Source organism: Acinetobacter sp. Ag2 (assembly GCF_001005515.1).
In the GTDB taxonomy this organism is placed as follows: domain Bacteria; phylum Pseudomonadota; class Gammaproteobacteria; order Pseudomonadales; family Moraxellaceae; genus Acinetobacter; species Acinetobacter bereziniae.
In genome coordinates this window covers 44,950-58,917 of record NZ_LBNA01000045.1, presented here as the reverse complement: position 1 = coordinate 58,917, position 13,968 = coordinate 44,950, and the positions used below count along the sequence as shown (strand labels likewise).

At 38.0% G+C, this 13,968-nt stretch carries 15 protein-coding genes; 4 read left to right on the top strand and 11 right to left on the bottom strand.

Features of this window, described 5'->3' with window-relative positions:
- Positions 1 to 26: 26 nt before the first annotated feature.
- Positions 27 to 380, bottom strand: coding sequence for a YnfA family protein (locus AAV97_RS08390; protein ID WP_009585019.1), 354 nt, complete (start codon positions 378 to 380; stop codon positions 27 to 29).
- A gap of 217 nt (positions 381 to 597) precedes the next feature.
- Here AAV97_RS08390 and AAV97_RS08385 point away from each other — a divergent pair, with 217 nt between their 5' ends.
- Positions 598 to 1,524 carry an alpha/beta hydrolase gene (locus AAV97_RS08385; RefSeq protein ID WP_046760326.1) on the top strand — a complete coding sequence of 309 codons (927 nt, stop codon included), beginning with the start codon at positions 598 to 600 and terminating at the stop codon, positions 1,522 to 1,524.
- A gap of 55 nt (positions 1,525 to 1,579) precedes the next feature.
- Here the strand turns inward: AAV97_RS08385 and clpA are convergent, their stop codons facing one another.
- The 5 genes from clpA to AAV97_RS08360 all read right to left on the bottom strand — a co-directional run bounded on the left by clpA (position 1,580) and on the right by AAV97_RS08360 (position 7,400).
- Complete coding sequence (gene clpA / locus AAV97_RS08380; RefSeq protein WP_004830949.1) at positions 1,580 to 3,856, bottom strand: ATP-dependent Clp protease ATP-binding subunit ClpA; 2,277 nt, start codon at positions 3,854 to 3,856, stop codon at positions 1,580 to 1,582.
- 9 nt (positions 3,857 to 3,865) lie between these two features.
- A complete protein-coding gene (gene clpS / locus AAV97_RS08375) occupies positions 3,866 to 4,282 on the bottom strand; it encodes an ATP-dependent Clp protease adapter ClpS (protein WP_004830950.1) in 417 nt (138 codons plus the stop codon).
- Between the two features lie 21 nt (positions 4,283 to 4,303).
- The gene (locus tag AAV97_RS08370; protein WP_004830952.1) at positions 4,304 to 5,047 is read right to left on the bottom strand and encodes a DUF6776 family protein; all 744 of its coding nucleotides are present in this window, start codon (positions 5,045 to 5,047) and stop codon (positions 4,304 to 4,306) included.
- A gap of 80 nt (positions 5,048 to 5,127) precedes the next feature.
- Positions 5,128 to 6,177 carry an N-acetyl-gamma-glutamyl-phosphate reductase gene (argC, locus tag AAV97_RS08365; RefSeq protein WP_046760325.1) on the bottom strand — a complete coding sequence of 350 codons (1,050 nt, stop codon included), beginning with the start codon at positions 6,175 to 6,177 and terminating at the stop codon, positions 5,128 to 5,130.
- 140 nt (positions 6,178 to 6,317) lie between these two features.
- Positions 6,318 to 7,400 (bottom strand): sensor domain-containing diguanylate cyclase, encoded by a 1,083-nt coding sequence (locus tag AAV97_RS08360; protein WP_046760324.1) that lies wholly within the window; start codon positions 7,398 to 7,400, stop codon positions 6,318 to 6,320.
- Positions 7,401 to 7,851: 451 nt separating this feature from the next.
- Between AAV97_RS08360 and AAV97_RS08355 the strand changes: the two genes are divergently transcribed.
- Positions 7,852 to 8,604, top strand: a complete 753-nt coding sequence (locus tag AAV97_RS08355; RefSeq protein ID WP_046760323.1) for a hypothetical protein — start codon at positions 7,852 to 7,854, stop codon at positions 8,602 to 8,604.
- Positions 8,605 to 8,608: 4 nt separating this feature from the next.
- Complete coding sequence (locus tag AAV97_RS08350; protein ID WP_046760322.1) at positions 8,609 to 9,430, top strand: alpha/beta fold hydrolase; 822 nt, start codon at positions 8,609 to 8,611, stop codon at positions 9,428 to 9,430.
- On the opposite strand, the gene AAV97_RS08345 is transcribed toward AAV97_RS08350, so the two are convergent.
- The 5 genes from AAV97_RS08345 to rpiA all read right to left on the bottom strand — a co-directional run bounded on the left by AAV97_RS08345 (position 9,420) and on the right by rpiA (position 12,182).
- Positions 9,420 to 9,854 (bottom strand): GNAT family N-acetyltransferase, encoded by a 435-nt coding sequence (locus AAV97_RS08345; RefSeq protein WP_228129472.1) that lies wholly within the window; start codon positions 9,852 to 9,854, stop codon positions 9,420 to 9,422. The two genes, AAV97_RS08350 and AAV97_RS08345, sit on opposite strands and share 11 nt — an antisense overlap.
- A gap of 42 nt (positions 9,855 to 9,896) precedes the next feature.
- Positions 9,897 to 10,310, bottom strand: a complete 414-nt coding sequence (locus tag AAV97_RS08340) for a bleomycin resistance protein (RefSeq protein WP_004830958.1) — start codon at positions 10,308 to 10,310, stop codon at positions 9,897 to 9,899.
- A 31-nt stretch (positions 10,311 to 10,341) separates the two neighbouring features.
- A complete protein-coding gene (locus AAV97_RS08335; RefSeq protein WP_046760321.1) occupies positions 10,342 to 10,698 on the bottom strand; it encodes a glyoxalase superfamily protein in 357 nt (118 codons plus the stop codon).
- A 52-nt stretch (positions 10,699 to 10,750) separates the two neighbouring features.
- The gene (locus AAV97_RS08330; RefSeq protein ID WP_046760320.1) at positions 10,751 to 11,425 is read right to left on the bottom strand and encodes a M48 family metallopeptidase; all 675 of its coding nucleotides are present in this window, start codon (positions 11,423 to 11,425) and stop codon (positions 10,751 to 10,753) included.
- An 85-nt stretch (positions 11,426 to 11,510) separates the two neighbouring features.
- Entirely contained in the window at positions 11,511 to 12,182 is a 672-nt protein-coding gene (gene rpiA / locus AAV97_RS08325; protein ID WP_004830961.1) for a ribose-5-phosphate isomerase RpiA, read from the bottom strand.
- A 115-nt stretch (positions 12,183 to 12,297) separates the two neighbouring features.
- Here rpiA and ilvA point away from each other — a divergent pair, with 115 nt between their 5' ends.
- Positions 12,298 to 13,836 carry a threonine ammonia-lyase, biosynthetic gene (gene ilvA, locus AAV97_RS08320; RefSeq protein ID WP_004830962.1) on the top strand — a complete coding sequence of 513 codons (1,539 nt, stop codon included), beginning with the start codon at positions 12,298 to 12,300 and terminating at the stop codon, positions 13,834 to 13,836.
- The last annotated feature ends 132 nt before the right edge of the window (positions 13,837 to 13,968 follow it).

Here is a 13,968-nt window from a genome sequence, read left to right as displayed (position 1 = left end):
TTAAATTGAAACTATTCGGGACGTCTTTAGCGAATCAACCCTTGTGGCTGTAAAATAATCACCAAAGCTCCGATGATGACGATACATCCTCCAAGTAAATCCCAACGGCTGAGACTAACTTGATCAACAAATCTCAGCCACATTAAGGCCGAAAAAATATAGATTCCGCCATATGCTGCATAAATCCGCCCAGATGCTGCTGGATGTAAAGTTAAAAGCCAAACAAATACGGCTAAGCTTAAGGCAGTAGGTATCCATAACCAATGGCTTTTGTTTTGATTTAAAATGAGATAAGGAAAATAACAACCTAGAATTTCAGCAACTGCCGTGACTAAAAATAATAAAATCGTGGTGAACAGTTTATTAAATGCAATATCCATTTCTACTCAAGCGTAATTGATATTGTAAAAGTATAGGTGATTTTCACAGAATATCTGCAATAAATTTATTTTCCTTGATGACTGATTCAATTTTTAGTATTCAACTATTGCCTATGTTGAACAAAAAAAAGAAAATCTTACATTAAAGCATCCATCGATTATTTTATACGCCAACAAATACGATAAAATAATAATCTCTAAAATCTTGTCGTCTTAAATGAACATCCACTATACCTTATGTGGTTTCTTACTGATCTTTTTTTTCAGCCAACAAATTAAAGCAGCAATATTTACGCTTCCGCTTTGGACAAACACATCCATCACAACACAAAATCCAAATACAGTTATTAAACATGGTGCTGTCAGCCACATTGACTCCCCCTATCTCAACTTATATACACCAAAATATAATAACCATGTTGCAGTTATGACGATCAGCGGTGGTGGATATGCCCGAGAAGAACTTGCCAAAGAAAGTACACCTACATCAGAGTTTCTACAACAACACGGCTTTACAGTATTTGAATTAATCTATCGACTGCCCAATCAGGATGCTAATGATACTCTTGCGCCCTTTCAAGATGGACAAAGAGCCATACGCATCATTCGGGCTCAAGCAGAACGATTTAATATTGATCCAGAAAAAATTGGTGTATTGGGATTTTCTGCTGGCGCACATTTAGCAGGTATGCTTGCTACCCAATGGTCACATCAATTTTCAACACTTCATGATTCAATCGATCAAGTATCAGCTCAACCCAACTTTGTCGCATTACTTTATCCTGTGATTAGTATGCAAGCCCCCTTAGACCATACGCATGCTTATAAAAGTTTAATGGGGAAAAATCATGATTCAGTGAAACAAGCATTTTTTTCAGTCAATTTACAGGTGAATCAACATACTCCTCCAATATTTTTAGCACATGCGCTTGATGATCACATTGCATCTGTTCAACATAGTTTAGATATGCAAATGGCTTTAGATAAAAACAAAATCCCTTATGAATTACATTTATTTAAAAATGGTGGACATGGCTGGGGTTTAGGAAAGGCAAATACAGAAACAACGCAATGGCCAACATTATTCTTAACATGGCTGCAAAATATGAAGATTGTAGAAACAGATTATTCAAATAAAAAATAACCCGCAATCAATGCGGGTTATTTTCTAAATCACTAAGGCTAAGCATCGTCCATCATTATGCTGGTTCAGCAGTTTGGTCCTCAAAAACCTCAAGTGTTAAGCCAACAGCTTTGCCATTCTCTTTTTTCACAGACACTGCAACATTACCGCCATGATCTGCTAGCTCACCGAAGAGGATCATTTCAGCAAGCGGTTTCTTGAGATGTTCTTGAATTAAACGTTGCATCGGACGAGCGCCCATCAAACGGTCATAACCATTTTCAGCCATCCAATCACGCGCAGATTGATCAACTTCAAGTACAACTTTCTTGTCATCAAGCTGTGCTTGAAGCTCAGTTAAGAACTTATCTACCACAGATTCAATCACGGTTGTAGGTAAAGCTTTAAACTGAATCACGCCATCCAAACGATTTCGGAATTCTGGAGCAAATGCACGCTTCATTGCTTCCTGATTGTCATTACTGTTGTCTTGCTCTGTAAATCCAATACTGGTACGAGAAATACTTTCGGCTCCAATATTGGTGGTAAGCACAATAATCACATTGCGGAAATCAGACTTACGCCCATTATTATCAGTTAACGCCCCATGATCCATGACTTGTAATAACAAATTGAATACATCTGGATGCGCTTTTTCAATTTCATCCAATAACAATACGCAATGCGGATTTTTATGGATGGCATCCGTCAGCAAACCACCTTGATCATAACCCACATAACCAGGAGGCGCACCGATCAATCGAGATACCGCATGACGTTCCATATATTCAGACATGTCGAAACGCACAAGTTCAACACCCAGTAATTTTGCCAATTGTTTGGTGACTTCGGTTTTACCCACACCTGTAGGACCAGCAAACACAAAACTACCGACTGGTTTATCTGGTGCTTTTAAACCAGCACGTGACAATTTAATCGCAGATGCTAATGCACTAATCGCTTCATCTTGACCAAATACAACACGCTTAAGATCACGCTCCAAATATTCCAATACAGATTTATCATCTTTAGAAACAGTTTTAGGCGGGATACGTGCAATCTTAGAAATAATATCTTCGATATTTTCAACCGTGATCAATGTATCATCTTGTTCTGCTTTCAAACGGCGTTGCGCACCTGCTTCATCAATCACATCAATTGCTTTGTCCGGTAAGAAACGATCATTGATAAATTTAGCAGAAAGCTCAACCGCTGACACTAAAGCTGAATCTTCATATTTGACATGATGAAAATCTTCAAATTTGCTTTTCAACCCACGTAAAATATCGATTGTTTCTGAGATAGATGGCTCATTCACATCAATTTTTTGGAAACGACGTGATAAAGCATGATCTTTTTCAAAAACTTGACGATATTCTTGGAAAGTCGTTGAACCAATGCAACGTAAAGTCCCATTTGCCAATGCAGGTTTGATCAAATTGGATGCATCCATCGTGCTGCCCATACTTGAGCCAGCGCCAATAATCATATGTATTTCGTCAATAAACAAAATCGCATCGGGTTTCTTTTTCAAAGCGTTCAGTAGTTGTTTTAAACGTTTCTCAAAGTCACCACGATATTTAGTACCTGCAACTAAAGCCCCTATGTCTAGACTAAACACTTCAGCATTGGCAAGTGGTTTAGGCGCTTTACCATTCACGATTAACCAAGCAAGACCTTCAGCAATTGAAGTTTTACCCACACCAGGGTCACCGACCAATAAAGGGTTATTTTTCCGACGGCGGCAGAGAATTTGAGCAGCGCGCTCAATTTCTTTCTCACGACCAATCAAAGGATCAGTTTTGCCTTTTTGCGCTTCAATATTCAAATTTAAGGTATATAGCTCAAGTGGACCTGCATTTGCTGAAGCGCTTGATTCACCTTCAAGATCATCAGATTCTTCTTCAACCTGAATCTCTTCTTTACGCGCACCATGCGATAAATATTGAGTCAGCGTTAAACGATTGATTTGATGACGTTTGAGCAAATACACAGCAAAAGAGTCACGTTCAGAGTACATTGCAACCAAAACATCCGCACCTTCTACAGTACGATCACCACCACTCGATTGAACATGGAAAATTGCACGTTGCAATATACGATCAAAACTTTCAGTTGGATGAGGGGCTTGGTCGTTGTTTTCTCCGAGTTTAGGCGTATGTTGCTCAACATACTCCTCTAATTCTTTACGCAAACTGATAATTTCAGCACCACATGCTTTCAAAGCATTTACCGCTGAGTCGTTATCGAGTAAAGCTAATAATAAATGTTCAACCGTAAGAAACTCATGTCTCTTTTGACGAGCCATGCTAACAGCCAAACGGAGTGAAACTTCTAATTGACGACTGAGCATGAAACCCCCTTATTCTTTTGGCTCAATCTGACAAAGTAATGGATGACCTTGAGATCGAGCGTAGTTATTTACTTGGTTGGCTTTTGTTTCCGCAATATCTCTCGGATATACGCCAGCTTCACCTTTGCCTTCATAATGTACTGTTAACATTACTTGAGTGGCTTGGTCAAGATTCAAAGCAAAGTATTGTTGTAAAATTTCAATAACAAAGTCCATTGGCGTATAGTCATCGTTTAGTAAAATGACTGAATACATCGGTGGTCTTTTTACTTCAGGGGGCGCTGTTTGGACAGCAACATCCCCCTGTTCGTGATGAGGATCTTCAGATTGGCTTGCACGAATATTCAAATGCCAATCTACATATCCTGAATCACGGAACGATGATTTCACTTCATTTAAACTCATTTGACGCTTATTAGTTCGCATATTTTCCAAAATACTTATGATTTATTGAGAATTGGCTTCTGCTTGAGGTACCTCAGCAGCAAATGCGGCTGCACTATCCACAGCCTTTCCGCGTGACCAACTGAATCGCTTAATGACTGGCGTAGCACCATTTAAACGCACTTCGATAAATTGTGGGTTGAAACCTTTCGGCATCGTCCAGCGACCTGTTAAACGCTCATAATCCGTAAAATTGTAGTTCGCATCACTCATTGGCACAGTCAACACTTCTGTACCACTAATTAAGCGAATTTCCACTGTACCTGTTGCACGTCTTGGACTCACTTGAATCAGATCAAGTTGATATTCATAAGCATTTTCAGGCAAAGGTTTAACTGCGAGATTTTGAATCGTTAAACTTAAACCACCGCGTTGTTTTAACACTTCACGGTAGATTGCACTCATCACATCGACTTGTGATTTTTCTGCATTGGCTTTATTCAATGCTTCTAATAAATCATTGGCATTAGAAACAGCCACATCACGTTCTTGTACAGTCGCATTTAAGTTTTTATTTAACGTAGCCAGTGTCGTTTTTTGTTGTTTAACCACTTCTACCAATTGTTCTGCGTCTGCATCAAAACCAACAACCGTCAGTCCTTGGCGGTGTCCAACTGTATAGCCTAAAAGTACACTACCCGCACATAATACGACACCCCCGATCACCAACGGCATATTGCCTTTTAGAAAAGGTTTTTTTGGTGTTTGAGCTGGTTGTGACGCGGTATTTGTTTCTGTGTTCTGCATCGTCATCTCTAAAGTATTGATCGCATCAAAACACACATTTAACCGCAAAGTTAAATGTGTGTGAAGTTATAAAGCGTTTTTTATGGTAATAATCCGATACCTTGTAAACCGGCATCTTCAGCAAAACCAAACATTAAATTCATATTTTGTACTGCCTGACCTGCAGCCCCTTTAACTAAATTATCTTGCACCGATAATACAATCAACTTTTTCGGTTGTGGTTTGTACAACGCAATTCTTAGTTGGTTTGCACCACGTACTGAACGTGTTTCTGGTGAACTGTTGGCTGGCATTACATCGACAAAGGCTTCATCAGCATAAAACTGCTCATAAAGTGTTTGTAAATCAGCCTGCTCACCTTCATCAGTCAGATCAATATAAATTGTACTGAGCATACCACGAATCATCGGCACCAGATGAGGTACAAAGAGGATGTGATCAAATACACCTTGTTGACCTGAAATATTTTCAAGTGCTTCGACAATCTCCGGATGATGTCGATGTCCTGCAACCCCATAAGCCTTGAAGTTATCGGCATTTTCAGAATAGATCATACCTAGACTGGCTTTACGTCCCGCACCAGAAACACCTGATTTTGCATCAATAATAATACTTTCAGGTTTAACCAATGTTGCAGCTTGTTTGAACAAAGGCGCTAAACCCAGTTGTACAGTTGTAGGATAACAACCCGGATTCCCAACCACCTTGGCTTGTTTAATTTGTTCACGATTAAGCTCAGACAAACCGTATACTGAATCTTTTAAAATGTCGGGACAAGCATGCTGCATACCGTACCATTTTTCAAATTGAGCTAAATTATGCAAACGAAAATCAGCTGCTAAATCAATAACTTTGGTGTTTGATGCTAATAACTCTTTGGCATGTTGCATTGCAACACCATGCGGCGTCGCGAAAAATACTACATCACATTTTTTTAGTTCATCAATTTTTAAATCTGAATAGTGAAGTGACGTATGTCCACGTAAACTAGGAAACATATCATCTACTCGACGACCATCTTCAGTACGCGATGTCAGTACATTCACTTGAACATTTGGATGTCGCAGTAAAAGACGCAACAATTCAACGCCTGTATAACCCGTTCCACCGACAATACCCACTGAAATCACGTTTTTTACCTCGATTTAAAAGTATCCATTCTGTTGGACAGTAGTATGACAGGAAGTTTATGCTTTCTAAACTGTTTTACTTGGTTTTTATCATTTTTAATATCATTGCAAATCTTAATTTCTAACTATCCGTGCATTCATTAGCCCTGGATAATACAATTACGACCAGCACGTTTGGCGGCATATAAGCATTTATCTGCAGATTCTATACCGAGTGCTAAATTTCGATACTGTAACTGAACAAGCCAGAAACTGGCTGTTAATAAGATATTTTTAGAAGAAAAAACCTCCTTTTCAATACTTATACGTATTTTCTCAGCAATTTTATAGGCAAGTTCAGCATCGGCAGCCTGTAATAGAACAATGAATTCTTCTCCTCCAAAACGCCCAACCAAGTCTTCTTCTCCAACATTTTGACTGACCAAATCACTGACTCTCTGTAAAATTTGATCACCAATCAAATGCCCGTGGGTGTCATTAATTTTTTTAAAATGATCAACATCACACATCAATACAAAATATTGTGTTTGAGATAAATCAATTAAGCTTGTTTTTGCAGCATCATAGAACCCACGGCGATTAAGCAAATGTGTCAGTGGATCTCTTGAACGATCATCATTCAGTTTTAAAATGATATCCCGAACCAGTGTTCCAACAACAATAATCGCAAACCACAAGCTCAACAGAATACTTGCAGCTAACATCATGAGCCACCAAGCAGAATCTACAAGCATATTCGATTGAATATTTTGCAGACAGAAGTAAACAATAATGCTACGGGAAAAAGTATATAAAACAATGAAAAGATAAGAATAATCTACTAATTTATTAAGCCAGTCACGATGCTGATAATCTTTAAAAAGTGAGGGCAAAACCAAAGACTCAATCGTCGCAATGGCTAGATTTAAAATCAGCATTCTAATCCAAAGCTGTTCATCAACATATGAAAAGTAAATCATGAACGGCAGTGTTAAAGCAATTAAAGCAAATGCCAATAGATTGTGAGCGTTGCCATCTTTGCGTAATGCCATGGCATAAGCACTTGCCCAAGCTCCGAGTAAATAGAAACAGCCTAAAAGTGGTGCTGTTAATGTCAACTGTTGGTTGGTCATAAAGCTTTGTGAAGCCAAAGAAAATGACGGCACAATATAACCAATCCCCAACCAAAATAAATATGTAGGTGCTTTAAAAAAGAAGTGACAAATCAGAAGTAAACTACCCATTAATATCAGGCAGATGGGTACAATTAAAATAAAGTAATGAGTATCTGCAAAATTCACGTCTGATATCTTTATGATAAGAAATAGGAAATATCGGAAAGTCGACAAGTTTAGAGTATTTTTTTTCACACGCCCAATTAATGCTTAAAAATAGTCATATTATTTTGTAATTTGATTTGTTTTTAAGAGTTTCATTTCCTCCATGCGATGAAAATCTAAATTTTATACTCTTTTTTATCACACCTTTGATTCAATTCAAGCCTATTCTAATCAGACAACTCATCTATTTTATATCACCAACTCTATTAAAAACCATTAGAAGTTGCTTATCCACACAAGGAACAAAGCTCAGCTTCACTCACTATTGATTTAAAGCTTCTTGTATTCCTCAATAAATTCAGAGAGAATAAATTAGAGCAATTACTCTAATTATTAACAATAGGAATATCTTGTTATGATCGGATCCCGAAAATGGATGGAAATCAACCAAGGAAGTCTAAGCTTTAAAGAAAAAATCAACCTGCTCAAACAGACTTTACTTCCAACCACGTATAAGTACGCCAAAACCTTTATACAGTCTCATGTTAATCATACTCATTTTGCATTACACGATGTTCAAATCCCTGATACACCTATGGTTAAAGAGGCAATGGCTGAGCTAGAAAACACACAAGATCGAGTAATTTTCCACCATTCCTGGCGTAGCTTTTTTTGGGGAGTCGGTATAGCACATAGCAAAGACTGGCATTTTGACCAAGAGAGTTTTGTCATTGCCTGCTTAATGCACGATTTAGGTTTAGTTGAGCATTTGGATCAATATTCTTGTAACTGCTTTACTTATGAAAGCGCCTTACGTTCGGAAAGTTTATGTCTAAAACATCAGTATGATGCATCAAGAACAAAGATTATTTCTGAAGCTATTTGTCTACATATGAATGGGTATTTAGATGAATCTAATCAAGATTTACCGATAGAGGCTCTCTTGCTACAACAAGCGACTTCATGCGATGTGATTGGCACTGATTATGCACGATTCTCAAAAACATATGCTGAAGATGTGTTGATACAGCATCCTCGAACTCAATTTAATTCGCATTTCAAAAAACTTTTACATAAGGAATCGCTTAATCATCCTCAATCCCGCACAGCTTTGGTTTCTAGATTAGGATTGCCCTATATGATTCAGCTCAATATTTTTAAGGAATAATCAAATGTTGAATAACACCTTAACCAAAAAAACGATATATTTTCAACAACATCCTATCCTTGTTGAGCTTTATTTTCACCCACAAAATAAACACACCATTATTATATTGGCTGCTTTAGGCGTAGCTATAAATAAATACGAAAAGTTAATTTCTTTGCTCACAAATCATGGTTTTAATCTCGTTGTTGCAGATTATCCATATTGTGGACGCAACACACCTCATGTATCTGCTCAAATTGACTATGGTTATGCCGATCTTATTCGTGATTTTATTCCACAACTTGAACAGGTTGCCTTAGACGCAAATCTTCAATCACCTATTTTATTGGGTCATAGTTTAGGTGGGCATTTGGCGACATTGTATGCCCAAAGCCATGACAATACAGTTATTGGTATAGCAGCAGGCAATATCGGGCTAAAAAACTGGGACTTAAAAGGCAAAATCAATATTTTAAAAGCGGTTAGTGTTATCAATGCCATGATTTTAAAAGATGGTTATTTTGCTGGGTATAAAATTGCCTTTGGCAATCGAGAAGCCAAATCTTTAATGCGAGATTGGTCAAAAGTTGTCTTTACAGGAAATTATAAACACATCATCACTCAGCAAAAGATTGTTGAAAATGCAGCCTTATTTATTGCTCTAAAGGATGATGACTTTGCACCAATGTCATCGATGTTGGGTTTAAGTCATTATTTCAAACAGCCAATTGTCGAAACTTTAGATCTCACCCAAACCATCAAGGGAAATCAACATAGTGCTTGGATTAAGCAACCCGAACAAATAGTCAATAAAATTAAACAATGGGTGAATAGGACTACTTTATAATTTTTTCTTTAGACATCAATACATAAGCGCCATCATCACTTTCACCTGTACTGACTGCTTTCCAATCATGGTGTTTATAAAAAGCCAGCGCAGTTTTATTCTCAGATAAACATTTGAGATAGCCTGTGTCATTAAACAGTTTTTCTGCCGACGCTAACAAAGTGCTGCCTACGCCTTGATTTTGTACACTTGGAGCAACAAAGAGATGGTGTAAAAAATTATCTTGAAGATAAATAGAAGCAAAGCCCAAATATTGTTGATTATTTTCAGCAACGAGAACAATTTCATTTTGCGTAGATACCTCAAAATCTCCAAGTTGCCATTTCGAAGAATCCAGCCATGACCAACTCTTCTTTCGACTCTCTAAAAAAAGTTCACTCAATGGCAGCATATCTTGTGGTTGAAAATATCGGATCTTCATCATCGTTCCAAGCATCTTTTTTATGGCATTTCACTCTTTATCAAGTTAAATTGGTCTTTCCCCAAGCACCTCAACAATACGTAATAAATAGCCATCTGGATCTTGGACTAAAAATTGTTTTTGACCATGCTCTACATCATCTGCACGATACCAGCATTCTTCCAACTCACTGAACAGTGACCATTGAGCCAAAGTTAAACGACTTAAAATCTCATCAAGCTGTTCAACTTCGATTTGAAAGTTTATCCCTCGTCCCAATGGATAATCTAACTCTGCAGTAAGCCATTGCCCTTCCTGTTGTTGTTCCAGCATAAACTGTACACCATCCAGATCAAGGTAGATAAATTGTTCTTCTTTTCGCTGATACATAACAGTAAAACCCAAAAGTTCCACCCAAAACTGATAACTTTTATGCAAATCTTTTACGATTAGTTCGGGGACCAATTTGTTCCATTGCATTGAACACCTATCCTATTATCATTTTATAAATCTAAGATTCAATATGTTGCAATATATTGATGATTTTTCCAAATGGGTCTTTGACATAAAAACGCTTTACGCCCCATTCTTCCTGAGTCAACGCGTACGTGATGATCAAATTCAACTTCACTGCCTGATGATACAGTTCATCAACATTATCTACCTCGATTGAAAAATCAGGTACAACTGTTGAGTTTCCACCTTGTGATGCAATGCTAATTTGAGGGTGCATCATTTCATAATTAGCATAGGTTTTGATCCACCCATGATCCATGACTAAATCCATGCCTAGAAAGTCAGCATAAAATTTTTGCGCCAAGGTCAGGTCAAAAGCCTGAATATTACTGACGATTCTTTTTATTGCCATGTTATTTTCCAACGCTATTTTTTTAAAATTTACACTTTATTTTACGATTGGATCAGCTCCACCACCAAGGTAAAGTTCCATTTTTTAAAATTTGACGATGTTGCTTATAATTCGGATCATATTTCGAAACTTCCGACCAAAATGTAGCGCTGTGATCAAAATATCGAGTATGCGCTAATTCGTGTATGCATACATAGCGTGTGATCTGTAAATCACACAATACCAATGCGCTATTCAACATAATGTCATGTCGAGAAGTACAACTTCCCCAACGGGTTTTAGGTTGTCTAATTGTACACTGTTTATACTTTAAACCTGTTTGTTCACTGATTTGTTGTAAGTACTTGGGCAAATGCTGTTGAGCATAATGAATTACAAATTTTTTTAAATAAACTTCAGCTTGATGATCTCTGATCAAAATGGTAAGTGATTGCTCATCAAAAACATAGGCTTGCCTTTGCTTTTGATAAATAATCTTGAGTGGTTGTTGCAGATTAAATAGTTTCAATGTAGATGGTAAACTTCGGTCAACAAGCGAAATATGTTGTTGCTGTTTTTGCCATGTTTCGATCACCCATTGTTCTGACTGTTTTAAAAAATCATCAATTTGACGTTGAGTACAAAACTTGGGCACAGTTAATCGAATTTGAGATGGTTCAACACGTAAACGTAAACGTGTGGCACGTGCATGATGAGTAATTTTAATTTCAGGAAGTGTGGCTGTCATATAACTCTAAATTTAATTTACCCCAATGCCCTAGAAGAAAGAAAACCCTTCTCCAAGAAGGGTTTAACAGGAATAGAACTAATATTTAGATCGCTGTACGCTCTTCAATACCATTATTGGTTGCAACGATGGCAACATCAGCTTTATTGATTGCAAAAATCCCGTTGCATACAACACCTGGAATATCGTTGATGGTCTTTTCCAATTCAAGCGCATTTAAAATATTCAAATTAAAAACATCTAAAATCACATTACCGTTATCAGTAACAACACCCTCACGATAAGTCGGATCACCCCCTAAAGAGACGATTTTGCGTGCAACTGCTGAGCGTGCCATAGGAATCACTTCAATTGGTAACGGAAATTCACGTCCTAATTGCTCAACCCATTTTGAATCATCGACAATACATACAAACTTTTTTGCAATTGAAGCAACAATTTTCTCGCGTGTCAGTGCAGCACCACCACCTTTGATCATATGCATATGACGATCAATTTCATCCGCACCATCCACATAGGCATCTAAACCACCGACATGGTTCATATCAACCACCTCAATTCCTAACTTTTTAAGGCGTTGCGCAGTCGCCTCAGAACTTGCTACCGCAGCTTCAAGTTGAAGTTGAGGCAAAAGCTCAATCAAAAAATTGACTGTACTTCCAGTTCCCACACCCAAAATGCCCCCTTTTGGTAAGTGTTTTAAAGCGGCTTGGGCTGCAGCTTGTTTTTTCTCATCCTGGGTTGCATAAAGGCTCATGACATCTCTCAATTAAATTTCAATTTCCTGCACATTTTGCATAATTTTAAAACGCAAAGGTGCAACGGTTTGTTACAATGGATGCTCATTTTAAACTGTTAGATGGAAAATTAACATGCTGTCTCGTTTGGTTCGACAAATATTACAGGCAACGGTCTATGACGTTGCAATCGAAACCCCACTCGAAGCAGCGCCACGAATTAGTGAAAAACTAAACAATAACATTCGCTTCAAACGCGAAGACTTACAACCTGTCTTTTCTTTCAAGCTGCGCGGTGCTTATAACCGTATCAGCCAATTACCGAAATCTCAGTTGGAACGTGGCGTTATTACTGCTTCTGCGGGTAACCATGCACAAGGCGTGGCTTTATCTGGTCAAAAGTTAGGTATTCGCGCCATTATTGTGATGCCCAAAACCACACCCGATATTAAAGTACAAGCCGTTAAACGTTTGGGTGGTGAAGTGGTTCTCCACGGCGATTCTTTTGATGTTGCCAATAAATATGCAATTCAACGTGCAGCAGATGAAGGCATGACCTTTATTCCACCTTATGATGATGAACTGGTGATGGCTGGGCAAGGAACGATAGCCAATGAAATTTTACGTCAATGGCGCGATGTTGAATATGTATTCGTTGCGGTTGGTGGTGGTGGTCTTATTGCAGGTGTAGCAGCGTATCTGGGAGATGTCGCACCACATGTCAAAGTCATCCCTGTAGAATATGATGAATCTGCCTGTCTAAAAGCCGCTTTAGAAGCTAAAGAACGCGTGATTTTACCTTCTGTTGGTTTATTCGCTGATGGCACAGCTGTGGCTCAAATTGGTGAGAAACCATTTGAAGTTATTCAATTACAAAAATCTGATCTTTCAGGACCAATTGTTGAGCCAGAGGTTGTTTTAGTCAACACCGATGAAATCTGTACAGCGATTAAAGATACTTATGACGAATGTCGCAGTATCGTAGAACCTTCTGGTGCAATGGCTTTGGCAGGTATCAAAAAATATGTAGAAATGCATGGGCTTGAAGGCAAGAACATGGTGTCAATTGTTTGTGGTGCAAACATGAACTTTGACCGTTTACGCTATATTGCTGAAAGAACTGAATTAGGTGAACGTAAAGAAGCGATTTTTGCAGTTACGATCCCAGAAGAAAAAGGTTCTTTCCTTAACTTCTGTCGTGCTTTACAAGGTCGTAATATCACTGAATTTAACTATCGCGCAAGTGATGCTTCAGCAGCTCAGGTTTTTGTCGGTATTAGTTTGAAATTTGGTGAAAAAGAACGCCATGACATCTATGAAGCATTGAAAGTTCATTATGATGTTGATGATCTATCTGATGATGAAGTCGCAAAACTGCATATTCGTTATTTGATTGGTGGTCATGCAGATATTGCCAATGAACGTTTATTCCGAGTTGAATTCCCTGAACGCCCTGGCGCATTATTGACTTTCCTTGAACGTTTGGGTCCTACACATAACATCAGCTTATTCCATTATCGTAATCATGGTGCAGCAGAAGGTCGTGTTCTGGTTGGCTTGGATGCAGAAGATGCCGTACAAAACCCAGATGGTTTAATTGAGACTTTGGAAAATATCAATTATCCATACCAAGAAATTACCAATAATCTCGGTTATCAACGTTTCTTGAAATAAATTTAATGAAGCCTATAAATAGCCCGTAATACTTTACGGGCTATTTATATCCATTTTATAAAAATAATAGACTTGCTTGATTCATCACTCTTTCCCGAACCGTCATTCAGCAAAAATAGTTACTCAATCTCC

What these genes read in the sequence shown, in the direction of transcription:
- AAV97_RS08355 (WP_046760323.1), top strand. Translation starts at nt 7,852, where the DNA reads ATGATCGGATCCCGAAAATGGATGGAAATCAACCAAGGAAGTCTAAGC.
- AAV97_RS08360 (WP_046760324.1), bottom strand. Translation starts at nt 7,400, where the DNA reads ATGGGTAGTTTACTTCTGATTTGTCACTTCTTTTTTAAAGCACCTACA.
- AAV97_RS08335 (WP_046760321.1), bottom strand. Translation starts at nt 10,698, where the DNA reads ATGGCAATAAAAAGAATCGTCAGTAATATTCAGGCTTTTGACCTGACC.
- AAV97_RS08385 (WP_046760326.1), top strand. Translation starts at nt 598, where the DNA reads ATGAACATCCACTATACCTTATGTGGTTTCTTACTGATCTTTTTTTTC.
- ilvA (WP_004830962.1), top strand. Translation starts at nt 12,298, where the DNA reads ATGCTGTCTCGTTTGGTTCGACAAATATTACAGGCAACGGTCTATGAC.
- AAV97_RS08330 (WP_046760320.1), bottom strand. Translation starts at nt 11,425, where the DNA reads ATGACAGCCACACTTCCTGAAATTAAAATTACTCATCATGCACGTGCC.
- AAV97_RS08370 (WP_004830952.1), bottom strand. Translation starts at nt 5,047, where the DNA reads ATGCAGAACACAGAAACAAATACCGCGTCACAACCAGCTCAAACACCA.
- rpiA (WP_004830961.1), bottom strand. Translation starts at nt 12,182, where the DNA reads ATGAGCCTTTATGCAACCCAGGATGAGAAAAAACAAGCTGCAGCCCAA.
- AAV97_RS08350 (WP_046760322.1), top strand. Translation starts at nt 8,609, where the DNA reads ATGTTGAATAACACCTTAACCAAAAAAACGATATATTTTCAACAACAT.
- AAV97_RS08340 (WP_004830958.1), bottom strand. Translation starts at nt 10,310, where the DNA reads ATGCAATGGAACAAATTGGTCCCCGAACTAATCGTAAAAGATTTGCAT.
- clpS (WP_004830950.1), bottom strand. Translation starts at nt 4,282, where the DNA reads ATGCGAACTAATAAGCGTCAAATGAGTTTAAATGAAGTGAAATCATCG.
- AAV97_RS08390 (WP_009585019.1), bottom strand. Translation starts at nt 380, where the DNA reads ATGGATATTGCATTTAATAAACTGTTCACCACGATTTTATTATTTTTA.
- AAV97_RS08345 (WP_228129472.1), bottom strand. Translation starts at nt 9,854, where the DNA reads ATGATGAAGATCCGATATTTTCAACCACAAGATATGCTGCCATTGAGT.
- clpA (WP_004830949.1), bottom strand. Translation starts at nt 3,856, where the DNA reads ATGCTCAGTCGTCAATTAGAAGTTTCACTCCGTTTGGCTGTTAGCATG.